The 22,269-nt window shown below is 53.5% G+C and carries 26 protein-coding genes; 13 read left to right on the forward strand and 13 right to left on the reverse strand.

From position 1 onward, the window contains the following. Positions 1-102: 102 nt before the first annotated feature. Positions 103-708 (forward strand): glutathione transferase GstA, encoded by a 606-nt coding sequence (gstA, locus tag ACSEMK_RS04690; protein ID WP_087858482.1) that lies wholly within the window; start codon positions 103-105, stop codon positions 706-708. A gap of 37 nt (positions 709-745) precedes the next feature. On the opposite strand, the gene pdxY is transcribed toward gstA, so the two are convergent. The 5 genes from pdxY to anmK form a co-directional block, all read right to left on the reverse strand. Further along, entirely contained in the window at positions 746-1,606 is an 861-nt protein-coding gene (gene pdxY / locus ACSEMK_RS04695) for a pyridoxal kinase PdxY (RefSeq protein ID WP_087858481.1), read from the reverse strand. Positions 1,607-1,667: 61 nt separating this feature from the next. Continuing rightward, a complete protein-coding gene (gene tyrS, locus ACSEMK_RS04700; RefSeq protein WP_045392458.1) occupies positions 1,668-2,942 on the reverse strand; it encodes a tyrosine--tRNA ligase in 1,275 nt (424 codons plus the stop codon). Positions 2,943-3,067: 125 nt separating this feature from the next. Further along, positions 3,068-3,724 (reverse strand): pyridoxamine 5'-phosphate oxidase, encoded by a 657-nt coding sequence (gene pdxH / locus ACSEMK_RS04705; protein WP_032706215.1) that lies wholly within the window; start codon positions 3,722-3,724, stop codon positions 3,068-3,070. A gap of 57 nt (positions 3,725-3,781) precedes the next feature. Then, complete coding sequence (gene mliC / locus ACSEMK_RS04710) at positions 3,782-4,105, reverse strand: C-type lysozyme inhibitor (RefSeq protein ID WP_087858480.1); 324 nt, start codon at positions 4,103-4,105, stop codon at positions 3,782-3,784. A 91-nt stretch (positions 4,106-4,196) separates the two neighbouring features. Then, a complete protein-coding gene (gene anmK / locus ACSEMK_RS04715; RefSeq protein WP_087858479.1) occupies positions 4,197-5,321 on the reverse strand; it encodes an anhydro-N-acetylmuramic acid kinase in 1,125 nt (374 codons plus the stop codon). Between the two features lie 263 nt (positions 5,322-5,584). On the opposite strand from anmK, the gene slyB reads away from it, so the two are divergent. Beyond that, a complete protein-coding gene (slyB, locus tag ACSEMK_RS04720; protein WP_045392464.1) occupies positions 5,585-6,052 on the forward strand; it encodes an outer membrane lipoprotein SlyB in 468 nt (155 codons plus the stop codon). A gap of 219 nt (positions 6,053-6,271) precedes the next feature. Then, entirely contained in the window at positions 6,272-7,627 is a 1,356-nt protein-coding gene (locus ACSEMK_RS04725; RefSeq protein ID WP_430915501.1) for a sensor domain-containing diguanylate cyclase, read from the forward strand. Between the two features lie 37 nt (positions 7,628-7,664). Here the strand turns inward: ACSEMK_RS04725 and slyA are convergent, their stop codons facing one another. Then, entirely contained in the window at positions 7,665-8,105 is a 441-nt protein-coding gene (gene slyA, locus ACSEMK_RS04730; protein ID WP_087858477.1) for a transcriptional regulator SlyA, read from the reverse strand. A gap of 172 nt (positions 8,106-8,277) precedes the next feature. Between slyA and ACSEMK_RS04735 the strand changes: the two genes are divergently transcribed. From ACSEMK_RS04735 to ACSEMK_RS04745, 3 genes are read left to right on the forward strand one after another with little or no spacing between them, the layout of a single operon-like run. Next, positions 8,278-8,514, forward strand: coding sequence for a DUF1656 domain-containing protein (locus ACSEMK_RS04735; protein WP_015366868.1), 237 nt, complete (start codon positions 8,278-8,280; stop codon positions 8,512-8,514). Positions 8,515-8,524: 10 nt separating this feature from the next. Continuing rightward, positions 8,525-9,421 (forward strand): efflux RND transporter periplasmic adaptor subunit, encoded by an 897-nt coding sequence (locus tag ACSEMK_RS04740; RefSeq protein WP_430915500.1) that lies wholly within the window; start codon positions 8,525-8,527, stop codon positions 9,419-9,421. After that, positions 9,421-11,445 (forward strand): FUSC family protein, encoded by a 2,025-nt coding sequence (locus ACSEMK_RS04745; RefSeq protein WP_430915499.1) that lies wholly within the window; start codon positions 9,421-9,423, stop codon positions 11,443-11,445. Before ACSEMK_RS04740 ends, ACSEMK_RS04745 begins: the two co-directional genes overlap by 1 nt. On the opposite strand, the gene sodC is transcribed toward ACSEMK_RS04745, so the two are convergent. The 3 genes from sodC to ACSEMK_RS04760 all read right to left on the reverse strand — a co-directional run bounded on the left by sodC (position 11,438) and on the right by ACSEMK_RS04760 (position 13,214). Beyond that, positions 11,438-11,959 carry a superoxide dismutase [Cu-Zn] SodC gene (gene sodC, locus ACSEMK_RS04750; protein ID WP_113374668.1) on the reverse strand — a complete coding sequence of 174 codons (522 nt, stop codon included), beginning with the start codon at positions 11,957-11,959 and terminating at the stop codon, positions 11,438-11,440. The two genes, ACSEMK_RS04745 and sodC, sit on opposite strands and share 8 nt — an antisense overlap. A gap of 70 nt (positions 11,960-12,029) precedes the next feature. Beyond that, positions 12,030-12,926, reverse strand: coding sequence for an aldo/keto reductase (locus tag ACSEMK_RS04755; protein ID WP_113374667.1), 897 nt, complete (start codon positions 12,924-12,926; stop codon positions 12,030-12,032). Between the two features lie 48 nt (positions 12,927-12,974). Beyond that, a complete protein-coding gene (locus tag ACSEMK_RS04760; RefSeq protein WP_087858472.1) occupies positions 12,975-13,214 on the reverse strand; it encodes a DUF1289 domain-containing protein in 240 nt (79 codons plus the stop codon). A 137-nt stretch (positions 13,215-13,351) separates the two neighbouring features. Between ACSEMK_RS04760 and ACSEMK_RS04765 the strand changes: the two genes are divergently transcribed. From ACSEMK_RS04765 to rnt, 4 genes are all read left to right on the forward strand, one after another. Continuing rightward, positions 13,352-13,951 (forward strand): TetR/AcrR family transcriptional regulator, encoded by a 600-nt coding sequence (locus ACSEMK_RS04765; protein WP_045392477.1) that lies wholly within the window; start codon positions 13,352-13,354, stop codon positions 13,949-13,951. Between the two features lie 53 nt (positions 13,952-14,004). Further along, positions 14,005-15,102, forward strand: a complete 1,098-nt coding sequence (locus tag ACSEMK_RS04770; RefSeq protein WP_015366875.1) for an alkene reductase — start codon at positions 14,005-14,007, stop codon at positions 15,100-15,102. Positions 15,103-15,181: 79 nt separating this feature from the next. Further along, complete coding sequence (gloA, locus tag ACSEMK_RS04775) at positions 15,182-15,589, forward strand: lactoylglutathione lyase (protein WP_045373539.1); 408 nt, start codon at positions 15,182-15,184, stop codon at positions 15,587-15,589. Positions 15,590-15,693: 104 nt separating this feature from the next. Then, on the forward strand, positions 15,694-16,338 hold the full coding sequence (gene rnt / locus ACSEMK_RS04780) for a ribonuclease T (protein WP_047040933.1): 645 nt from the start codon (positions 15,694-15,696) through the stop codon (positions 16,336-16,338). Positions 16,339-16,390: 52 nt separating this feature from the next. Here the strand turns inward: rnt and ACSEMK_RS04785 are convergent, their stop codons facing one another. Beyond that, positions 16,391-16,738: a Grx4 family monothiol glutaredoxin gene (locus tag ACSEMK_RS04785; RefSeq protein ID WP_045392486.1), complete on the reverse strand. Its 348-nt coding sequence runs from the start codon at positions 16,736-16,738 to the stop codon at positions 16,391-16,393. A gap of 339 nt (positions 16,739-17,077) precedes the next feature. On the opposite strand from ACSEMK_RS04785, the gene ACSEMK_RS04790 reads away from it, so the two are divergent. Beyond that, on the forward strand, positions 17,078-17,953 hold the full coding sequence (locus ACSEMK_RS04790) for a C40 family peptidase (RefSeq protein ID WP_087858471.1): 876 nt from the start codon (positions 17,078-17,080) through the stop codon (positions 17,951-17,953). Here the strand turns inward: ACSEMK_RS04790 and ACSEMK_RS04795 are convergent. Then, positions 17,950-18,405 carry a helix-turn-helix domain-containing protein gene (locus ACSEMK_RS04795; protein ID WP_087858470.1) on the reverse strand — a complete coding sequence of 152 codons (456 nt, stop codon included), beginning with the start codon at positions 18,403-18,405 and terminating at the stop codon, positions 17,950-17,952. The genes ACSEMK_RS04790 and ACSEMK_RS04795 overlap by 4 nt on opposite strands. Positions 18,406-18,883: 478 nt before the next feature. On the opposite strand from ACSEMK_RS04795, the gene sodB reads away from it, so the two are divergent. Further along, complete coding sequence (sodB, locus tag ACSEMK_RS04800) at positions 18,884-19,465, forward strand: superoxide dismutase [Fe] (protein ID WP_430915534.1); 582 nt, start codon at positions 18,884-18,886, stop codon at positions 19,463-19,465. Positions 19,466-19,514: 49 nt separating this feature from the next. On the opposite strand, the gene ACSEMK_RS04805 is transcribed toward sodB, so the two are convergent. Both ACSEMK_RS04805 and ACSEMK_RS04810 read right to left on the reverse strand, forming a co-directional pair. Continuing rightward, on the reverse strand, positions 19,515-20,681 hold the full coding sequence (locus ACSEMK_RS04805; RefSeq protein ID WP_087858469.1) for an MFS transporter: 1,167 nt from the start codon (positions 20,679-20,681) through the stop codon (positions 19,515-19,517). A 159-nt stretch (positions 20,682-20,840) separates the two neighbouring features. Further along, a complete protein-coding gene (locus ACSEMK_RS04810; RefSeq protein ID WP_032705726.1) occupies positions 20,841-20,930 on the reverse strand; it encodes a YnhF family membrane protein in 90 nt (29 codons plus the stop codon). Positions 20,931-21,225: 295 nt separating this feature from the next. On the opposite strand from ACSEMK_RS04810, the gene purR reads away from it, so the two are divergent. Next, entirely contained in the window at positions 21,226-22,251 is a 1,026-nt protein-coding gene (gene purR, locus ACSEMK_RS04815) for an HTH-type transcriptional repressor PurR (RefSeq protein WP_015366884.1), read from the forward strand. Positions 22,252-22,269: the final 18 nt, after the last annotated feature.

Here is a 22,269-nt window from a genome sequence, read left to right on the forward strand (position 1 = left end):
CGGGAAAACCAATAAATTTAGGCCGCTAACGTTTGTTAGCGGCTTTTTTTTTGCCCCACGGGGGACTAACATACAGGAAACTGCAGCCACGAGGAGTTACTGATGAAACTGTTCTACAAGCCCGGCGCCTGTTCCCTTGCCTCTCATATCGCCCTGCGCGAAAGCGGCCTCGACTTTACCATCGATAGCGTCGACCTGGCGAAGAAACGCCTCGAAAACGGCGATGACTACCTGCTGATTAACCCTAAGGGTCAGGTTCCCGCGCTGCTGCTTGACGACGACATGCTGCTGACCGAGGGCGTGGCCATCATGCAGTACATTGCCGACCGCGTACCTGACCGTCAGCTGCTGGCCCCAGTGGGCACCATTGCCCGCTATCAGACGCTGGAATGGCTGAATTACGTCGCCACCGAATTACATAAAGGCTTTACCCCGCTGTTCCGCCCGGACACCCCGGAAGACTACAAGCCGACGGTGCGCGCGCTGCTGGAGAAAAAGCTGCAGTATGTCGATGAGTCGCTGCAGGATAAACAGTGGTTGAATGGGCATCGCTTCACCATCGCCGATGGCTACCTGTTTACGGTCCTGCGCTGGGGCTATGCGGTGAAACTGAATATGGAAGCGTACGCTAATATTGGCGCCTGGATGGCGCACGTCGCGGCGCGGCCGTCCGTTGCGGCGGCGCTGTCGGCGGAAGGTCTGAAGTAAACCATTGGCATGCCCGCTTGCGGGCATGCCATCGCGCTTACAGCTGCGTAGCGCTGAAGTAATGCTCCGGTTTGGCAATGCGGTCCTGCGCCGCCACCACCTGCAATTCATACTCGTGCATATTTTTGGTGGCCAGCATGATTTCATACACTGCCGCAGTAACGTGCTCAAGGGCATCGCGCAGGCTGGCGCCCTGCAGTAGCTTAACCAGCAGCAGGCCGCTGGTCACATCGCCCACGCCGACCGGCTGACGGCTGCCAAAATCGACCAGCGGGCGGCTGATATGCCAGGCCTCATCCGCTGTCACCAGCAACATCTCAAAGCGATCCATACTCATACCGGCCCGCGCCAGATGCTTCACCAGCACCACCTGTGGCCCTAGTGCTATCAGCTCACGCGCCGCGCTAACGGCTTCGTCAACGTTGGCTACCGGATGGCCGCACAGGATCTCCAATTCGACAAGATTCGGCGCGATGATATCACTGGCCGGCAGCGCATAGCGTACGTGGAATTCAGCCACCCCGGGGGCGACGATACAGCCTTTTTCCGGGTGGCCCATCACCGGGTCGCAAAAATATTTCGCTGCCGGATTCGCCGCTTTAACCTGACGCACGATGCCGAGAATATGTTCGCCCTGCTCGGCGGAGCCAAGATAGCCGCTCAGTACCGCATCGCAGCTCTGCAGCTTATCGATATCGGCAATCCCCTGCACGATTTCGGTCAGATGCGAAGGCGGCATGACGCAGCCGGTCCATTTGCCGTACTGCGTATGGTTGGAGAACTGAACGGTATTGAGGGGCCAGACGTTGGCGCCGAGGCGGCGCATCGGAAATTCAGCGGCGCTGTTGCCCGCATGGCCAAACACAACGTGAGACTGAATGGCGAGGATGTTCTTCATTTTCTTACCACAACCCTAAAAAGAAAAAAGGGCGTGGTTTCCCACGCCCTGGTTTTATTTTTTATTTCCAGCAGACCAGGCAGTAATTCTTCTTACCGCGACGCAGTAAGGTGTAGCGACCGAACAGGCGGTCGCTATCACTGAATACATATTCCGGATCGGACTGTTTTTCACCGTTAATGGTCACCGCGTTAGAGGCTACGGTTTTACGCGCCTGACCGCGGGACGGCTGCAGCTCGGAATCCACCAGCGCCTGCAGGAGATCGGCGCCTTTTTCCATTTCGATCATCGGCACGCCATCCTGCGCCAGCTGTTCGAAATCTGCTTCGCTCAGGTCGCTCAGATTACCGTTAAACAGGCTTTCGGTAATGCGCTTAGCCGCTTCCAGGCCTTCTTCGCCGTGGACCAGACGCGTCACCTGCTCTGCCAGCACGTACTGCGCGCGCGGCGCTTTACCGCTGTTTTTATCTTCTTCTTCCAGCGCATTGATCTCGGCAATGTCCATGAAGGTGAAGAACTTCAGGAAGCGATAAACGTCTGCGTCGGCGGTGTTAATCCAGAACTGGTAGAATTTGTACGGACTGGTTTTCTTCGGATCCAGCCATACCGCGCCGCCTTCTGTTTTACCGAACTTGGTGCCGTCGGCCTTGGTGATCAGGGGAACGGTCAAACCAAAGACCTGATTCTGGTGCAAACGACGAGTCAGGTCGATACCTGAAGTGATGTTGCCCCACTGATCGGAGCCGCCGATTTGCAGCGCCACGCCGTGCAGTTTATTCAGGCAGGCAAAGTCATAACCCTGCAGCAGGTTATAGGAAAACTCGGTGAAAGAGATCCCCTGATCGTCACGGTTCAGACGCTGCTTCACCGCTTCTTTGTTGATCATCTGGTTCACAGAGAAGTGCTTGCCGATATCACGCAGGAAGGTCAGCACGTTCATGCCGCCGAACCAGTCGTAGTTATTCGCGGCAATCGCCGAGTTGTCGCCGCAGTTGAAATCGAGGAATGGCGCAACCTGTTTACGGATTTTATCCACCCACTGCTGCACGGTATCTTCGGTATTGAGTTTACGCTCAGCGGCTTTAAAGCTCGGGTCGCCAATCAGACCGGTCGCACCGCCGACCAGCGCCACAGGCTTATGGCCTGCCTGCTGGAAGCGTTTCAGGCATAACAATGGAACAAGATGCCCCAAGTGCAAGCTGTCAGCGGTAGGATCGAAGCCGCAATAGAGCGCGATCGGGCCTTGCGCCAGTCGCTCTGCTAACGCTTCCTCGTCCGTCACCTGGGCTACCAGCCCCCGCTCTTGCAATTGTTTAATCAAGTTACTGCTTGCCATCAAATTCTCCATGTATAAACGACTGCACCTTTGCCGGTACACGACTTTTCGCCAGACGCGAAAGGTACATAGAATAAAGCGCCGGAGCACGTAGCACCAGCGCTTAAAACAACATTTTGCGTCCTTTATGGCGCCAGACGGTCGATTTGCCAGCCATCATTTTGCCGCTGGTATAAAAAGCGGTCGTGCAGACGATGTTCACCGCCCTGCCAGAACTCCATTTGTTCAATACTGACGCGGAAACCGCCCCAGAAACTTGGCAACGGGACTTCGCCTTGCTGGAATTTCTGTTTAAGCTCGAGGAATTTACTTTCCAGGATCCCACGAGCGGAGATACGGCTGGACTGTTGGGAGACCCAGGCGCCAATCTGGCTATCGCGCGGTCGGCTGTGGAAATACTTAACCACTTCCAGCGTCGACAGACGTTCTGCCTGGCCTATTACCATCACCTGGCGCTCCAGCATATGCCAGGGAAACAGCAGGCTGATATGGGGATTTTTTTCGATCTGGTGCGCCTTACGGCTGCCCAGGTTGGTATAAAACACCAGCCCTTTTTCATCATAGTGTTTTAACAATACGATGCGTTGATAGGGCTGGCCGTTTTCATCAACGGTCGCGACTACCATCGCCGTCGGGTCGGCGAGCTTAGCGTCGCAGGCCTGACGCAACCAACGTTCAAATAACGTCAGGGGTTCAGCGGGAAGATCGTGGCGACGAAGGCCGCCACGGGTATATTCACGGCGCAGATGCGCGATTTGCTGCAATTCGTCGTTATCAGACATAACCATTGAGATCGTTGTCATAGGGTGGCGTTATTGTGCGCCCCCGCTACGGAAATCTCAACGTTTGGCGGTTTGTAACTGGCAGTTGTCCAGTACGGCGCGGTCGCGCTTATACACGGTGGCGCTGTCGCCCTTCGACCAGAAGACATAAACGCCATCAGTGTAACGAGAACCGGAAGCCGAGAGCCCCTGGGTCAGATTGAGTTGCTGATTATCATAGATAAAGCTCACCTGCTGACGAGCGTTGTTCAGATGGACGGTCAGCGGTTTTTGATCGCACTGATATTCAAGGGTGTCGGTCTGCATCCGTTCAACGAATTGGTTGTAATAGCTACACCCCGCCAGCATAAAAGGAACTACCGCAATAAGAAATTTTTTCATGAGTATGCCTTCGACTTTCCCGGTCAGGAGGGCAAACCGCCCTCCCGGAATTTCGTCCAGTTTACCGGTAAATAAAAAATAGCGACTTCAGTTAACTCTGATTCTGCGCTCGATTCGCGGGATAAATGGCGCCAAGAATGGTCGCTTCGCTGGCGCCGGTGACGGAAGGAAGATTACCCGGCAGGCCGGCAAGCGTACGCCATGCCAGCCACGCAAAAGCCAACGCTTCCATATCGTCACCGCTGATACCGGCATCATCGGTGGTCGTGACTTCCGTTCCTGGCAGCAGCGCCGCCAGACGCGCCATCAACAGCGGATTCCGCGCCCCGCCGCCGCAAACTAACAAACGCTCGCAGCCGCCGCTTAACAAAACCTGCTCACTGATGGTCACCGCCGTCAGTTCAGTCAGCGTGGCCTGAACATCCTGCCCTCGCAGATTAGCGTAACGCGCCAGATGTTTTTCCAGCCAACCATAATTGAAATACTCGCGACCGGTGCTCTTCGGCGCGGGTAACGCAAACCACGGGTCGCTTAGCATATCCTGCAGCAGCGGTAGCAATACTTTGCCTTCACTGGCCCATTGCGCGTCTTTATCGTAGGGTTTACCGCACTGGCGCCAAATCCAGGCGTCCATCAACATATTTCCCGGTCCGGTGTCGTAACCGCGTACCGGCTGCCCTGGAACCAGCAAGGAAAGGTTGGCTATGCCGCCGATGTTAAGCACCATACGTCTTTCAACCGGGTGCGCCAGCAGCGCCTGGTGGAAAGCCGGAACCAGTGGCGCGCCCTGGCCGCCAAGCGCCATATCGCGGCGGCGGAAATCCCCCACCACGGTCACGCCGGTATGCGCTGCGATCTGATTGTTATCGCCTATTTGCATCGTGTGCGGCGCATCGCCGGTCGGTTCATGCCACACTGTCTGGCCATGGCAACCGATAGCGACAACATCCTCAGGCTGAAGATTTTGCTGGCGCATCAGCGCTAATACTGCATCCGAAAAAAGCCGTCCCAAACGGGTATCGAGTCGCCCCAGTTGCGACAAGGTCAGCTGTTGCCCCTGGCAAATCGCTAAAATATCTTCTTTCAGATTGACCGGGATGGGGTACGAGAGGCTCGCCTGCTGCGCCACCATGTTTTCATTTATTGCCGCCAGAACAACATCAACGCCATCAAGGCTGGTGCCAGACATTACGCCAATAAAACGACCTGATTTCATACGCCTACCCTCATTCCATGACTTTTGCAGTGCCATCAGTGCATCATAAAGCAGCGTGCAATGCTATGGCGCACTAATACTTTTTAACAATAGTTCTGCCGCGACAATTTGTTAGGTAAAGTACTTACGTTTATTCGTCGTTAAAGCGAACCTTATTATTTTTAAACAGTCCATAAGGAAGCTATGCCAGCGAACGCTTAAATGCCATATAATTGACCACATGGAAGTTCACTGGAACATTTTGGTACACAGGAGATTCATAAATGATTTTACGTGTTTTGGCTGTCTCGATGATTGGCTTAACCCTGGCGGGTTGCGTCAGCAGCAGCGGTCTATCCGGCGATGTTTACACAGCATCAGAAGCCAAGCAGGTGCAAAGCGTGACCTACGGTACCATCGTACATACCCGTGCGGTCCAGATCCAAAGCGGCGATGACAGCAATGCTATCGGCGCGATTGGCGGCGCGGTACTCGGCGGCTTCCTTGGTAATACCATCGGCGGCGGTACCGGTCGTTCTCTTGCAACTGCTGCAGGCGCGGTTGCCGGCGGCGTAGCCGGTCAGGGCGTACAGGGCGCGATGAACAAAACGCAGGGCGTTGAGCTGGAGATCCGCAAAGATGACGGTAATACCATCATGGTGGTTCAGAAACAGGGCAGCACCCCGTTCTCCGTCGGCCAGCGCGTAGCCATTGCCGGCAGCGGTAGTCAAGTGACGGTTTCCCCGCGTTAAGCCTCCCTAATGCGGCCTTAATTGGCCGCATTAATTCTCCAGATTCATTATTTATCACCAAAACATTCATCATACATATATCAATATTATTGATGTTTCTGCACAGCAACTTGCGTTTGCGCAATATTTCCCGTTAATTAATTCGTTAGCCTGAAGATGTTTTTCATTTAGCGACCAGCGCGTCGTTTTTATCCGCCCTTTTATCGCGGGAGTTTGCCTGTGCCTCTGAATTTAAACCGGTTATCGCACCGCTTATTTGCTTATATCTTTGCCTGCAGCCTGGCAATTATTACGATTGATTTACTATCTCATTCAGTCGTTAATCGTATTCCTACGACTTCATCACCACTTTTTCCTTTGTTGACAATAATATTAATGATTTTTCATATTACTATTGCCTGTTTCATGAGCATGAAATATTGGTGTGATAAAAACCGCCTGTATCTAATGCCTATCGCCATCGCCTTTGCCAGCTCCGCCCTGCTGATGCTGGGTACCCTGAGCAGCTATCCCGGCTGGCTATTGTACAACAGCGAATATATTGTTAAACAAAATGACGCACTGATCTTTTATTCATTCCGTAATATCCTGATGGCGGTGTTGTTCATCACCGCTATTGTTATATACCGTTTTCGTCAGTATCTTAATCAAGCGTCCGGCGCACATACTATAGTACTGACGGGGTGTTTTCTTTTTAGTGCTATCACTCTTATTTTGTCGTGGCTACATTCCAGTAATAGTCCATTATTAAGCATCGATTTCATCGACGATCTCACCAGCACTTTTACTCCGTTATGGCATAACTGGATGGGCTGGTTGCTTTTTTTAGTCTGGGTAGTGACATTGGTATTATTGGTTACTCTCACCCGGCTAAGAAATATATTCTGGTACAGCGGCGCATTTTTCTGCGCCGCCTATTTGTTTACGCTAAACGTATTACTCACAGCGACAAATAGCCAACATATCATCGCATGGAATCAGGCACGCTTGTTCGAAACCTTAAGTACCTTATTTATGCTGTTCGTCCTGTTAAGCGACGTTTTTCTTCTCTATCGCGACTCTAACAACAAATACATCAATTCATATCAGAACTCTATCCGCGATCCGCTGACCAGACTGTACAACCGCAGCTACTTTTACGACACGCTCAACGGTCTGCTGCCGCAAGTTTCAGCAACACAACCGCTGTCGGTTATCGTCAGCGATCTCGACCACTTTAAGCGTATCAACGACAACTACGGTCATGTTCAGGGTGACAAGGTGATTCAGTTTACCGCCGACGTATTACGGACACACGTGCGCCATGATGATATTGCCGCGCGCATCGGCGGCGAAGAGTTCGCCCTGCTGCTGGTAAATACCCATGCTGATGATGCGCTGGCGATAGCCGAGCGGATTCGTCAGATGGTCAGCGCCGGGCAGACATTGCTGCCGGAACGAATGACCATTAGCATGGGTGTTTACACCGTTACAAGCTCAAGCATTGGGGCTGAGGAGTGCGTCAAGCGCGCAGATACGGCTATGTACGCGGCGAAAAACGGTGGCCGCGACCGCGTGGTGGTCTGGCAGGAATAATAGAAAGGGCTTTGCGAACGCAAAGCCCTTTTCCCGGCTAGTCTTTTGCCTGAAGATCGAGGATATTGTTTTCAAGTTTACGGATTAAGTTGAGTAGCGTTTCGACTTCCTGCTTTGAGACACCCGCAAGGATTTCATCACGCGTTTTGCCAATCACCGCTTCCATTTCATTGATCAGCGGTTCAGCCTTTTCCGTTAACTTAATACGTTTCGCCCGGCGATCGTTTGCACAAGTCTGGCGAGAAATGAGCCCTTTCTCCTCCAGTTGATCCAGCGTGCGCACCAAAGAGGGCTGTTCGATACCAATGGCCTTGGCCAGCTGGATTTGCGACTGCTCAGGAGGTAGCTGATGAATGTTATGCAGCGTGACCCAGTGCGTCTGCGTTAACTCCAGAGGTTTCAGGCGATGGTCGATCAGCGCGCGCCAAACGCGTACCAAACGTGCCAGATCAGAACCAAGTGGCGATTCCAATTTCATCTCCTTATAATTAGCTTGCTAAGTTATTATACTGCTTTTAGAATAGTGTGCAGCATTTAAATTACCAAAACAAATGAATTACTTGATTCACTAAATTCAAGACAATGATTTACAATGTGAACTAATTCATCACCAAGAACATTATCCCTGCAACGGCAAAGGATTTTTGCTTGTGAAACTGAGTCTTAACACTCCCGGATTGTCGCTACAGGACCTGGTGTTCGGCGCTTCTATCTATTTTCCCCCGTTATTTAAAGCCGTCGTGCTTGGTTTCTTTATCTGGTTAATCGTTCATCGTCAGCTACGCGACTGGATGTATGCCGGCGAAATCTGGCATCCCCTGCTGATGGACCTTTCCCTGTTTGCGCTGGCCGTTTGCCTGGCGCTGGTTCTCCTGACTCTCCTGTGATGCTCATTTCATGAAGAAACTAAAATATCTCTCAACCTTAATTATTGCCGCCATTGCGATTATCGCCGCCTGGCTGGTATGGAACTACTACACCCAGTCTCCGTGGACGCGCGATGGCAAAATTCGCGCCGAACAGGTCGGTATCACCCCGCAGATTTCCGGCAGTATTTTGCAGTTGAATGTTAAAGATAACCAATTGGTCAAAGCCGGCGACGTTTTGTTCCGCATTGACGATACCCCCTATCGCATTGCGGTTTTAAACGCTCAGGCGCAGCTGGCAAAAGCCAAAGCCGAACTGGCAAAAGCCAAAGCCGAGCAAACCAAGGCCGCCAGCGACGTTACTCGCCGCCGCAGTCTTTCGCAAAACTTCATCTCCGCTGAAGATATGGAAACCGTTAATACCACTTTGAATACCGCCAATACGACTTATGAAGCGGCAAAAGCGGTGGTTGGCGTAGCGCAAGCCGCGCTGGAGCATGCGCAGTGGCAGCTGGCGCAAACCGTGGTCAAAGCCCCGGTTGATGGCTGGATCACTAATTTGTCAACGCGAGTCGGGGATTACGCCTCCGTCGGCCATCCGGTATTTGCGTTGGTTGATAGTCATTCTTTTTATGTTCTGGGTTATTTTGAAGAGACCAAACTGCGTCACATCCGCGAAGGTGATAGCGCTCAGGTCGTTCTCTATAGCAGCAAACAAACGTTACAGGGTCACGTCTCCAGTATCGGCCGCGCCATCGTTGACCAGAGCGTTGAAGGCGGTTCGGCGCTGGTCGCTAATATTAAACCCAACATTCCATGGGTACGCCTTGCGCAACGCGTACCGGTACGTATCGAGTTCGATAAACTCCCTGCGGATGTCACGTTGGTTTCAGGTACCACCTGTACCGTGTCAATTGGCGGACAATAATGAAGCTGCAGGCTCTGCGCTGGCAATCACTGCCGTGGTTTAAGGCCAGTCGCCCGCAATGGCGCTACGCATTGCGCAACGGCATTGCCATGTGTCTGGCGCTCAGCATCGCCTATGCGTTGGACCTTGATGAGCCTTACTGGGCGATGACCTCGGCCGCGGTAGTCAGCTTCCCGACCGTCGGCGGCGTTATCAGTAAGAGCTTTGGCCGTATCGCCGGCAGCCTGCTCGGCGCCTGCGCCGCCCTGCTACTGGCCGGCCATACCCTTAATGACCCCTGGCTATTCCTATTCAGTATCTCAGCCTGGATTGCGCTCTGTACCTGGGCCTGTGCGATGTTTACCAATAATGTCGCTTACGCCTTTCAGCTGGCAGGCTATACCTGCGCCATTATCGCCTTCCCGGTTATTAATGTTACCGACGCGAATGAACTGTGGACTATCGCTCAGTCGCGTGTCTGTGAAGTGATTGTGGGGATATTGTCCGGCGGGTTCATGATGATGATCCTGCCCAGTACCTCGGATGGCGTCACGCTGCTGACGGCACTGAAGAATATGCACTCCCGATTATTAGAGCATGCCAGCCTGCTGTGGGTGCCGGAAACCACCGATGCGATTCGTAGCGCTCATGAAAGCGTCATCGGCCAGATCCTGACCATGAATCTGCTGCGTATCCAGGCCTTCTGGAGCCACTACCGTTTCAGACGGCAAAATCCATTGCTGAATTATCTGCTACACCAGCAGTTGCGAATGACCAGCGTCATCTCCAGCCTGCGGCGAATGTTATTGAACTGGCCGGATGCGCCAGGTAATACGCGGGCGGTGCTCGAAACGCTACTTAGCGAGCTCGCCAATCCGCACGCGACTGCTTATAGCGTGGCGCGGATACTGGTGCCGCTAGCCCCCGGCCCTAACGCCGACTATCGCCATCTGGCGTTCTGGAAACGGCTGCGTTATTTCTGCCGTATCTATCTCGAAAGCAGCCGCTGGATCCGCCGCATCGAGAACGCCAGCGCTATCACGGTGTTCAATGTCCCTTCGGCGCCCGCGCTGTCGCGCCATACCGATCAGGCGGAAGCGTTATGGAACGGCTTGCGTACCTTCTGCGCGTTGGTGGCCGTGGGTGCCTGGGGCATCAGCACCCAATGGCAGGCCTGCGCCGCCGCGCTCACCCTTGCCGCTATTAGCTGCGTACTGTACTCGGTGTCACCTTCGCCTTTTAAATCGCTCACCTTATTGATGCGTACCCTGGTGCTGTTGTCGCTGTTCAGCTTTGTGGTGAAGTTTGGCTTAATGGTGCAGATAACCGACCTGTGGCAGTTTTTACTGTTTCTGTTCCCGCTGCTCACCACCATGCAATTATTAAAACTTCAAATGCCGAAGTTCGCAGGGCTATGGGGGCAGTTAATCGTCTTTATGGGATCGTTTATTTCGGTCACCAACCCTCCGGTCTATGACTTCGCCTCGTTTCTTAATGATAATCTCAGCAAAATCATCGGCGTCGGTCTTGCATGGCTTGCCTTTGCGATTATCAGTCCCGGTTCGGATGCGCGGAAAAGCCGCCGCCATATTCGTGCGTTACGGCGTCACTTCGTCGATCAGCTGAGCCGCCGCCCGCAGCACAGCGAGCACGAATTTGAGTCACTGGTGTATCACCATATTAGCCAGTTAAGCAGCAGCCAGGACGCACTGGCGCGACGTTGGCTGCTGCGCTGGGGCGTGGTGCTGCTCAACTGCTCGCATGTCGTGTGGCAACTACGTGATTGGGAGACACGCTCCGATCCGCTTTCACAAGTGCGCGACTTGTGTATTAGCCTGCTACGCGACGTCATGAGCGAACGCGGCGTCCAGCAACGCCCACTTGCCTCGACGTTACTGGAACTGCAGCGGATATGCGATACCCTTAACCACCATCATCAGCCGGCGGCTAAAGAGCTGGCGGCGATTATCTGGCGGTTATACTGCTCGCTATCGCAGTTAGAACAGGCGCCGATTGCCGGCACCATTACCGAACGGGCTACTTAATCACCCCGCAGGCAAAACGCTCGCCGCCGCCGCCCAGCGGCTGCGGGCTATCGGCCATATTATCGCCGCCGACATGCACCATCAGCGCTTTGCCCTTCACTTCAGCGAGCGTTTTCAGGCGCGGGGCAATAACTGGTTGATTAGCCACGCCATCGTCGTTCACCACCAGCAGAGGGAGATCGCCGAGATGCCCCGCCCCTAATGGCCCTTCATGTTTGCCGGTATGTTGCGGGTCGAAATGCCCGCCCGCCGCGCCGGCGGCGACCGCTTTACCGTCTTTTATCGCCGGCTGGCAGCTTCCTTCAGCATGAATATGAAAACCGTGTTTACCCGGCGGTAACGCGCGTAAATCAGGAGCAAATTCGAGTCCCCTGTCGGTTTCAGTAATTTTAACGCTGCCGACGGCCTGGCCAACGCTTTGGCTGGTGACAAGATTGAGGGTGACATCTTCACTGGCGGCCTGAGCGCCAGCGCAAAATGCGAGAGTGAAAATAGCGAGTAAACATCGTTGCATAACACCTCCGGATTGGCTGTTTCCCTGATAAGTGTAAACCAGGCAGCGGCATCCGGAGGCGTAATCTGGCTTATGGGACGTCGTATCCCAGCGCCGCTTTGCGAATGCGGAACCACTGCTGGCGCGTCATATGCAGTTTTTCCGCGACAATCGCCGAGCGCACGCGCTCGATTTTCCCCGAGCCGATAATCGGCAACGGTTTCGACGGCAGGCGCAACACCCACGCGTAAACTACCTGTTCGATGCTTTCGGCGTTAAGCTCTTGGGCAATTTGCGCCAGTTCGTCGCGCAGCGGCTGGAAGCTCTCGTCGTTGAACAGGCGTCCGCCGCCGAGGCAGGACCAGGCCATCGGGCGAATGCGTAGCTGCTGCAGTTGATCGAGGGTGCCGTCAAGCAGCAGCGGCTGATATACCGGCGAGAGCTCGACCTGGTTAGTCGCCAGGGTGAAAGGCAGGCGCGATTGTAAAAGCGTAAACTGCGCCGGCGTAAAGTTAGACACGCCAAAGTGGCGCACTTTCCCACTATGATGTAGCGCGAGGAAAGCCTCAGCGACCTCGTCGGCATCCATCAATGGATCCGGGCGGTGAATCAGCAGTAAATCGAGATGATCGGTCGCCAGGTTGCGCAGGGATTGCTCGGCGCTGAGAATGATATGGTCACGGTCAGTAATATAGTGGCCAATGGTATTTTCCGCACGCGCTTTGGTAGCAATGCCGCATTTGCTGACGATTTCCATTCGGCTACGTAGATGCGGAGCTCGTTTAAGCGCTTCGCCAAAGGCAGATTCGCATTGATAATCGCCGTAGATATCGGCGTGGTCGACGGTAGTAATTCCCAGATCCAGGTGCTGCTCAATAAAGCCGACCAGCGCCTCGGCGGACATATTCCAGTCCATTAGCCGCCAGTAACCCATAACAAAACGTGAAAATTCCGGCCCCTGCGGAGCCATAGCAATACGCTGAACCATAAACGCTTCCTCGACAAAAAAGTGCTCTGAGTATACGCATATTTATCTTCAAAACAGTGAGGGTTGCTGCGGTTCTTCCGCCGGCTCCGGCTTAGCCGCTCGAATTTTACGCAGTAATCGCTGACGGCACAGGCGCAGAACCTCTTGTTTTTGCGCATCGCTCAGTTTTTGCCAGTTGAAGCGCTCATCACGGCTACGAAAACAGCCACGGCAATACCCGCGTTCATCGGACTGACATATTCCCCGACACGGACTTTGTACCGGGAAAAACTCAAGCTGCTCTGCCACAACCGATCTCCTGTTTGTTCTCTCTGCTTCTCATTGAAGACGCTCTGCCGCTCGCGCGCAACTTTTGTTCGTTTGTTATCCTCGCAGAATGATCATTTTGCTTGCATTAGACCAATCGGTCTACTACAGTGTGCCGCATGAACAGACACAGCGAATGCGATACCCGAGAACACATCCTCGTCACCGGCGAACAACTATGCATGCATCGTGGTTTTACCGGAATGGGCTTAAGTGAACTTCTGAAAACGGCGGAAGTGCCGAAAGGCTCTTTCTATCATTACTTTCGCTCAAAAGAAGCCTTCGGCGTCGCGTTGCTTGAACATCACTACACCGGCTATCTGCAGCGCCTGGTTGACCACTTCGACCATGGCGAAGGCAACTACCGCGACCGACTGCTGGCCTACTATCAGCACACGCTGAATCAGTTTTGCCAACAGGGCATTATCAGCGGCTGCTTAACCGTGAAGCTGTCGGCGGAAGTGTGCGACCTGTCGGAAGATATGCGTACCGCCATGGATAAAGGCGCCAGTCAGATTATCGCCCTATTGGGCGAAGCACTGGAAAAAGGCCGTCTGGAGGGTAGCCTGCTGTTTGAGGGGGAAGCTATCACCCTTTCACAGGTGCTGTACTCGTTGTGGTTGGGGGCCAATCTACAGGCCAAAATTACGCGTAGCGCAACGCCGCTGGAAAGCGCCCTTGCTCACGCCAAACAGATCATTGCAGCGCCTGCGGTTTAACAGGCGTTTTTATTTAACCAGTTACAAGACGACCGGTCTACTCAGGAGTCATTATGTCAGAATCTAAATTGTTCAGCCCGTTAAAAGTCGGTGCGGTGACCGTACCTAACCGCGTATTTATGGCTCCGCTGACCCGTCTGCGCAGCATCGAACCTGGCGACATCCCTACTCCGCTGATGGCTGAGTACTATCGTCAGCGCGCCAGCTCCGGCCTGATTATCACCGAAGCGACGCAAATTTCCGCCCAGGCGAAAGGTTATGCCGGCGCGCCGGGCCTGCATAGCGCAGAGCAAATGGCCGCATGGCAAAAAATCACCGCTGGCGTTCATGCTGAAAACGGTCATATCGCCGTGCAACTGTGGCACACCGGGCGGATTTCCCATAACAGCCTGCAACCGGGCGGCGCAGCGCCGGTCGCGCCATCGGCACTGAGCGCAGGCACGCGTACTTCGCTGCGTGATGAAAACGGCCATGCGATTCGCGTTGATACGTCAATGCCGCGCGCGCTGGAAACGGACGAAATCCCAGGCATCGTTGATGATTTCCGTCAGGCGGTAGGCAATGCCCGTGATGTCGGATTCGATCTGGTAGAGCTGCACTCCGCGCACGGTTATCTGCTGCACCAGTTCCTGTCGCCTTCTTCTAACCAGCGTACCGACCAGTACGGCGGCAGCGTTGAGAACCGCGCCCGCCTGGTGCTCGAAGTGGTCGATGCCGTCAGCAAAGAATGGAGCGCCGACCGTATCGGTATCCGCGTGTCGCCAATCGGTAGTTTCCAGAACGTCGATAACGGCCCGAACGAAGAAGCCGATGCGCTCTATCTTATTGAGCAACTGGCAAAACGCGGTATCGCTTATCTGCACATGTCCGAACCAGACTGGGCCGGCGGCCAGCCGTATAGCGACGAATTCCGTCAGAAAGTCCGCGATCGTTTCCCTGGCGCGATTATCGGCGCTGGCGCCTATACGGTGGAGAAAGCCAACGACCTTATTAATAAAGGGCTGATCGATGCCGTGGCCTTTGGCCGCGATTACATCGCCAACCCGGATCTGGTGGCCCGTCTGCAGAAGAAAGCGGCGCTAAACCCGCAGCGCCCGGAAAGCTTCTACGGCGGCGGCGCGGAAGGTTATACCGATTATCCAACCCTGTAATCCCTCCATTGATAGCGGCGTACCAACGCCGCTATACTCAAGACTCTGATGTATCAAAACAAACTGCATAGGGGAAATTATGCGCTTACTTCACACCATGCTGCGCGTTGGCGACCTGCAACGTTCTATCGAGTTTTATACCAACGTGCTGGGCATGAAGCTGCTGCGTACCAGCGAAAACCCTGAATATAAATACTCGCTGGCTTTCGTCGGCTACGGCGAAGAGAGCGATACCGCGGTTATCGAACTGACCTATAACTGGGGCGTGGATAGCTACGAGCTCGGTACCGCCTATGGCCATATTGCGCTGAGCGTCGACAACGCGGCGGAAGCCTGCGAACGTATTCGCCAGAACGGCGGCAACGTCACTCGCGAGGCCGGCCCGGTGAAAGGCGGCAGCACGGTTATCGCCTTTGTTGAAGATCCGGACGGCTACAAAATTGAGCTGATCGAAGAGAAAGATGCCGGAAAAGGTCTCGGCAACTAAGTTAATTCGGGCGCGTTCGCGCCCGATGTTTTATCCCTACCTGCTGCAAGCCGCGGCAAAATTTGCCATAATGCGCGCTACTTTTTTCCAGCTAAGAGAATCTGATGTCCGAGAACGCTCAACTTAATGGTCTGTGCGGCCGTTTTCGCGGTTTTTACCCAGTGGTGATTGATGTTGAGACCGCCGGGTTTAATGCCAAAACCGACGCCCTGCTGGAGATCGCCGCTATTACGTTGAAGATGGATGAGCAGGGCTGGCTGATGCCGGACGAAACGCTGCATTTTCACGTGGCTCCCTTCGAAGGGGCCAACCTGCAGCCGGAAGCGCTGGCTTTCAATGGAATTAACCCAAACGATCCTGAGCGCGGCGCGATAAGCGAATACGATGCGCTGCACGCCATTTTTAAAATGGTCCGCAAAGGGATGAAAGAGAGCGATTGTAGCCGCGCGATTATGGTGGCGCATAATGCGACTTTCGATCATAGCTTTACGATGGCCGCCGCCGAGCGCGCCGGGTTGAAACGCAACCCGTTCCATCCTTTCGTGACCTTCGATACCGCCGCGCTGAGCGGGTTGGCCTTAGGGCAAACGGTATTGTCTAAAGCCTGCATTGCCGCGGGAATGGAGTTTGATGGCAGCAAGGCTCATTCTGCGTTGTACGATACCGAGCAAACCGCCCAGCTATTCTGCGAAATCGTCAACCGCTGGAAGCGCCTTGGCGGTTGGCCGTTACCTGCGCTTGAAGCATAAGCGATAAAAAAAGCGACTTCCGGGGAAGTCGCTTTTTCTTTGCTGCAAAGAATTACTCTGCTTTCGGCTCGTCAGCGCTGTGCTTGGCTGCCGTTTCTTTGATCAGCTGCTGCAGTTCGCCGCGCTGATACATTTCGATGATGATGTCGCAACCGCCAACCAGTTCACCGTCAACCCACAGCTGCGGGAAGGTCGGCCAGTTAGCGTATTTCGGTAATTCAGCGCGGATATCCGGATTCTGCAGGATGTCTACGTAGGCAAAACGTTCGCCGCAAGCGGAAAGCGCCTGTACAGCCTGAGCGGAGAAACCGCAGCTCGGCAGCTTCGGAGAACCTTTCATATACAGCAGGATCGGGTTTTCAGCGATTTGACGTTGGATTGTTTCTAAAGTGGTGCTCATTGTCGTGCTTCCTTAAACATCTTTACGGCAGTAATTTGTCATTGTAGCGTCCTGGACGCAGGACCGATAATAACATTTTTTTCACTCGCCACATTTTATCTTCTGTCGTCTGAAGTTGCCTTAAAAATATCACTTTGCGACGTCAGCGCGGGGCGGGTTGCGCATTTTTTGTACGCAGCGGCGATTCTCTGACTTATTTTTTTGCAATCGTTAACCAAACGACATTTTAGATACAAAAGAGTATTAACTTTCTGGCTTTTTATGCTTTAGAATCATTCCGGTTTGTCATTCACCGTCAGGCATTAGTATATGTCTGTAATTTAATCAGGGGATTGCTCAGTGGCGCGGCTCAATAAAATCGCGATATCGCTCTGTGCATTACTGTTTACATCTATCTCGCTTACGCCATTGGCGCATGCTTCAGGGCATACGCACGCTTCGGCTACGCCGAAGGCGCATCCGGCAAAAGGCTCCACCGCCGAGCGTAAGAAGAAAGCGGCACAGAATAAATCCAAATCCACCGCTAAAACTACCCGTAAAAAAACCTCCAGCTCTAAGCTCCCTACCCGCACTACCGCAGCAAGCCAAACCGCGCTTAATCGTCAAGCCGCCGGCGCCACCAAAAAATGCGTGTTGCGCAAAGGTTATAAAAAACAGTGTGCGAAAACGGTAAAATCCGGCGAAGCATCGACGCTGGCGTTGAACAACGTGAAAAGCAAATGCGTAGTGCGTAAAGGCTACAAAAAACGCTGTAAGCCCGTTGTCGACGAGCCGAATCTGACGATTGCCGACGCACACAAAGCCCGCGTGCAAAAAGCGCAAAGTACCGCAATGAATAAACTCATGGATCAGCTGGGCAAGCCTTATCGCTGGGGAGGCTCCTCACCGCGTACCGGTTTCGACTGCAGCGGGCTGGTTTATTACGCCTATAAAGATCTGGTAAAAATTCATATTCCGCGCACCGCTAACGAAATGTACCACCTGCGCGATGCCCGGCCGGTTGACCGCGATGAACTGCAAAGCGGCGACCTGGTCTTCTTCCGTACCCGTGGACGCGGCACCGCCGACCACGTAGGCGTTTACGTTGGAAACGGTAAGTTTATCCAGTCGCCGCGTACCGGTCGTGATATTCAGATAACCTCCTTAAGCGAAGATTATTGGGTTCGCCACTACGTCGGCGCGCGCCGCGTAATGACGCCAAAAACCATTCGTTAAGAGACGCTGGCCTCGGTTTGCCGCTGCGCCGGCAAACCGCTCTTCTGTACATCCCCCCCCTCTTCCAGATTCAGCGGATACTGCATTCGCTCCTCCAGTTGCGCGGGGTGGCGGCGATAACTGGTCGGCGACATACCAAAATGACGACGGAAAGTACGGCAGAATGTCGCCTGGCCTTCAAAACCGAGCAGCAATGAGATACTCAACGCCGAATCCTTCGTCTGTTTGAGAATGCCGGCGGCAATAGTCATTTTGCGTCGGCTAACATACGTTCCCAGCGTATAACCGGTAATCAGCGCAAACTGGCGCTGAAAGTACCAGTGCGAATAACCCGATTTCCTCGAGATCGCGGTAACGGGGAGCGCGGTAAAAATGTTGTCTTCGATCCATTCGATAATATCTATGACGATCGGGATAATATGTCCGCTGACCATTTCATGTTTGTGCGCCATCTCTTTTCATCCATCAATTATGAGCTTTATGCTTGTTCAATAACGATTTCTTACTCCGAGGTCCGTTGCCTGCAGAGACAATTATATTTGTCATACAATTAAGATAGATCCCAATGATTATTGGGCATGAAAGTCATTCCTATTACGCATAATGCTAACAAGCTAATGATTTATCGCATTTTAAAAAGATAACAAGCGGTGAGGATATGCAGCGTTTTAGTCGTATGCAGGAGCGTCGATGGGGACTTTGCGAATCATATCGCTCGTCATGCGCCAGACTGGCGAAGGCTTAATCAGTCGCGTTAGCAATGAATAACCTTTGTTGTTGTAAGTCTTTTAACTGACTTCAGCAAATGTTAACATTCTCAACACAATAACATGTAACACTCGCGACAGCGTTACACAGTAAATACTGTATTCAGGTGAACTTTCACCTAATTAATGTGAGAAAAAACAAAAAGTTATAAGGAGAGTAGCAATGTCGTTCGAATTACCTGCATTACCATATGCAAAAGACGCCCTGGCGCCGCACATTTCCGCAGAAACCCTGGAATACCATTACGGTAAGCATCACCAGGCCTATGTGACCAACCTCAACAACCTGATCAAAGGCACCGCTTTTGAAGGCAAATCTCTGGAAGAGATCGTTCGCTCTTCTGAAAGTGGCGTCTTCAATAACGCAGCGCAGGTCTGGAACCACACTTTCTACTGGAACTGCCTGGCGCCGAACGCCGGCGGTGAGCCGGAAGGCGAACTGGCCGCAGCGATTAGCAAATCTTTCGGTAGCTTCGCTGATTTTAAAGCGAAATTCACCGATGCCGCGGCGAAAAACTTCGGCGCAGGCTGGACCTGGCTTGTTAAAAACGCAGACGGCAGCCTGGCTATCGTCTCCACCAGCAACGCCGGCACTCCGCTGACTACCGATGCGACGCCGCTGCTGACCGTTGATGTCTGGGAACACGCCTACTACATCGACTACCGCAATGCCCGTCCTAATTATCTGGAACACTTCTGGGCGTTGGTAAACTGGAAATTTGTTGCCGCCAACCTGGCAGCATAAAACAAAACCGCAGCAGGCTTGCCCCGCTGCGGTTTTTTCTTAGTACAACTTAGTGATTCGCTAACGCTTCTTCTGGTTGAGAACGCCCGCCAAACAGCACTACCGCCAACGCCAGCCCGGCAATAATCGCCCCCATTACCGGCACAAAAGCATAACCGAGACCGCCGGAAATCACCGCGCCGCCTGCCGCCGCACCCAACGCGTTACCGAGGTTAAAAGCGCCAATATTCACCGACGATGACAGACCCGGCGCTTCGTGCGCCACGCGCATTACGCGCATCTGCAGCGGCGGAACCACCGCGAAGGTTGCCGCGCCCCACACGACCATGCTGACGGCAGCACCCAACTGCGATTGCGCCAGCAGCGGAATGGCCAACATGATGGCAATCAGTAACAACAGGAACCCTTTCAACGTTCCGGAGACTGAACGGTCGGCAAATTTACCGCCCAGATAGTTGCCAAGTGAGAAACCAACGCCGATTAATACCAGCATGGCGGTAACAAACAGCGGTGAAGCATTGGTAATGGTATGCAGTACCGGAGAAATGTAGGTATACAGCGTGAACATCGCCCCGGCGCCCAGCACGGTGGTCAACAGCGCGGAGAGTACCTGAGGACGCATCAACACCGACAGCTCGCGCTTCACGTTCGGACGCTCGCCGGCGCTACCCTTCGGCAGGGAGAACCACAGGCTGACCATCGCAATTAATCCCAGACCCGCCGTGGCGAGGAAAGACATTCTCCAGCCGATGGTTTCGCCAAGCCAGGTAGCCGCCGGTACGCCGCCGATATTGGCAATGGTCAGCCCCATAAACATGGTCGCGACCGCACTGGCCTGTTTGTGTTTTGGCACCACGCTTGCGGCAACGACCGAGCCGAGGCCGAAGAACGCGCCATGATTGAGGCTGGTGATAATACGCGACAGCAGTAGCGTCGTGTAATCCGGCGCAATTGAAGAGAGAACGTTGCCGAGGGTGAAGATCCCCATCAGGAAGATCAATGCATTGCGGCGAGCGCGATGCGACAGCAGTAACGTCATTAACGGCGCGCCGACCATCACGCCAATGGCATAGGCGCTAATCAGCATCCCCGCGGCCGGAATAGAAACATCTACGCCTTTGGCGATAACCGGCAGTAGTCCCATCGGGGAAAACTCGGTGGTACCGATACCAAAGGCACCGATCGCCAACGCGAGTAAGGGAAAGTTGATTTTCATTCAGAGACTCCATCAGGCCGATTCAGGACTCGGCATTACATCAGAAGCCAAAAGCATGACATCAATCACAGAAAAACAGAAGTAAACGAAATGACAAAAGATTTTTGCAGATTTGCTAATAATGGCGGGATGGGAGGGGAAGCCCCCTCCCTGCTGGATTCAGTGCAGTACCGCGGTCAACGCGGCGGCGACGATCAGACCCAAAACAATAACCGTCGTTGTCAGCGAAAACTTTAAATTTGTGTCCATCAATTTTCTCCCCTGATTATCCCCACATAGAAAGTGAGCTTGCTCATTTTTGCACAAAAATATGCAAAAATCTTCCCGGATTTAGAGTGATGCACATTTTTGCTCTTCCCCTTTGCTTCGAGATAGGACAAAATCCCACGCTAATTTGAAAGCGTATCGGCCATTGACCCCTTCCTGTCGTTCTGTGTCGTTTTCCCAGGTGTTGCAATGTTGAGCATTGTATACAGGGTGTGTATAGGCAAACGTTTACGTATCGATAATCAGACGATCAGGTCAAGGTCTGGAGTAAGAAGTAATGGCAACTATTAAAGATGTAGCGAAACGCGCAAACGTTTCCACTACAACTGTATCACATGTGATTAACAAAACCCGTTTCGTGGCGGAAGAGACGCGCAATGCGGTGTGGGCGGCAATTAAAGAACTCCACTATTCGCCAAGCGCCGTGGCTCGCAGCCTGAAAGTCAATCACACTAAATCGATCGGTTTGCTGGCCACCAGCAGCGAAGCGGCCTATTTCGCTGAAATTATCGAATCCGTAGAAAAGAGCTGCTTCCAGAAAGGCTATACCCTGATTCTGGGCAACGCCTGGAACGATCCGGAAAAACAGCGCGCCTACTTGTCTATGATGGCGCAAAAGCGCGTCGACGGCCTGCTGGTGATGTGTTCCGAGTACCCGGAGTCCGTACTCAGCATGCTGGAAGAGTATCGTCATATTCCGATGGTGGTGATGGACTGGGGCGAAGCCAAGGCGGACTTTACCGACTCGGTTATCGATAATGCCTTTGAAGGCGGCTATATCGCCGGCCGTTACCTGATTGAACGCGGCCATCGCGAAATTGGCGTTATTCCGGGCCCGCTTGAACGCAACACCGGCGCCGGACGCCTGGCAGGCTTCATGCAGGCAATGAAAGAAGCGCATATCAATGTGCCGGAAAACTGGATTGTGCAGGGCGACTTTGAACCGGAATCCGGCTACCGCGCCATGCAGCAGATCCTTAATCAGCAGCATCGCCCAACCGCCGTGTTCTGCGGCGGCGACATCATGGCGATGGGCGCTATCTGCGCCGCCGACGAAATGGGCCTGCGCGTGCCGCAGGACATTTCGCTGATCGGGTATGATAACGTGCGTAACGCCCGCTACTTCAGCCCGGCGCTGACCACCATTCACCAGCCGAAGGACTCGCTCGGGGAAGCGGCATTCAATATGCTGCTCGATCGTATCGTTAATAAACGTGAAGAGTCGCAGTCCATCGAGGTGCATCCACGTCTTATCGAGCGCCGCTCGGTAGCCGACGGTCCGTTCGTCGATTATCGCCGCTAACGCCCTCCTCCGGCGCCG

This window comes from Klebsiella sp. K-3 (assembly GCF_051207495.1).
Lineage (GTDB): Bacteria > Pseudomonadota > Gammaproteobacteria > Enterobacterales > Enterobacteriaceae > Klebsiella > Klebsiella aerogenes.

Bases quoted from the DNA above. Each gene is read 5' to 3' on its own strand.
- anmK (WP_087858479.1), bottom strand. From the start codon at position 5,321: ATGAAATCAGGTCGTTTTATTGGCGTAATGTCTGGCACCAGCCTTGAT.
- ACSEMK_RS04795 (WP_087858470.1), bottom strand. From the start codon at position 18,405: ATGGCGCACAAACATGAAATGGTCAGCGGACATATTATCCCGATCGTC.
- slyA (WP_087858477.1), bottom strand. From the start codon at position 8,105: ATGAAATTGGAATCGCCACTTGGTTCTGATCTGGCACGTTTGGTACGC.
- slyB (WP_045392464.1), top strand. From the start codon at position 5,585: ATGATTTTACGTGTTTTGGCTGTCTCGATGATTGGCTTAACCCTGGCG.
- ACSEMK_RS04785 (WP_045392486.1), bottom strand. From the start codon at position 16,738: ATGAGCACCACTTTAGAAACAATCCAACGTCAAATCGCTGAAAACCCG.
- ACSEMK_RS04740 (WP_430915500.1), top strand. From the start codon at position 8,525: ATGAAGAAACTAAAATATCTCTCAACCTTAATTATTGCCGCCATTGCG.
- gloA (WP_045373539.1), top strand. From the start codon at position 15,182: ATGCGCTTACTTCACACCATGCTGCGCGTTGGCGACCTGCAACGTTCT.
- mliC (WP_087858480.1), bottom strand. From the start codon at position 4,105: ATGAAAAAATTTCTTATTGCGGTAGTTCCTTTTATGCTGGCGGGGTGT.
- pdxH (WP_032706215.1), bottom strand. From the start codon at position 3,724: ATGTCTGATAACGACGAATTGCAGCAAATCGCGCATCTGCGCCGTGAA.
- tyrS (WP_045392458.1), bottom strand. From the start codon at position 2,942: ATGGCAAGCAGTAACTTGATTAAACAATTGCAAGAGCGGGGGCTGGTA.
- rnt (WP_047040933.1), top strand. From the start codon at position 15,694: ATGTCCGAGAACGCTCAACTTAATGGTCTGTGCGGCCGTTTTCGCGGT.
- ACSEMK_RS04770 (WP_015366875.1), top strand. From the start codon at position 14,005: ATGTCAGAATCTAAATTGTTCAGCCCGTTAAAAGTCGGTGCGGTGACC.
- gstA (WP_087858482.1), top strand. From the start codon at position 103: ATGAAACTGTTCTACAAGCCCGGCGCCTGTTCCCTTGCCTCTCATATC.
- ACSEMK_RS04755 (WP_113374667.1), bottom strand. From the start codon at position 12,926: ATGGTTCAGCGTATTGCTATGGCTCCGCAGGGGCCGGAATTTTCACGT.
- sodB (WP_430915534.1), top strand. From the start codon at position 18,884: ATGTCGTTCGAATTACCTGCATTACCATATGCAAAAGACGCCCTGGCG.
- ACSEMK_RS04810 (WP_032705726.1), bottom strand. From the start codon at position 20,930: ATGGACACAAATTTAAAGTTTTCGCTGACAACGACGGTTATTGTTTTG.
- ACSEMK_RS04765 (WP_045392477.1), top strand. From the start codon at position 13,352: ATGAACAGACACAGCGAATGCGATACCCGAGAACACATCCTCGTCACC.
- pdxY (WP_087858481.1), bottom strand. From the start codon at position 1,606: ATGAAGAACATCCTCGCCATTCAGTCTCACGTTGTGTTTGGCCATGCG.
- ACSEMK_RS04805 (WP_087858469.1), bottom strand. From the start codon at position 20,681: ATGAAAATCAACTTTCCCTTACTCGCGTTGGCGATCGGTGCCTTTGGT.
- ACSEMK_RS04745 (WP_430915499.1), top strand. From the start codon at position 9,421: ATGAAGCTGCAGGCTCTGCGCTGGCAATCACTGCCGTGGTTTAAGGCC.
- purR (WP_015366884.1), top strand. From the start codon at position 21,226: ATGGCAACTATTAAAGATGTAGCGAAACGCGCAAACGTTTCCACTACA.
- sodC (WP_113374668.1), bottom strand. From the start codon at position 11,959: ATGCAACGATGTTTACTCGCTATTTTCACTCTCGCATTTTGCGCTGGC.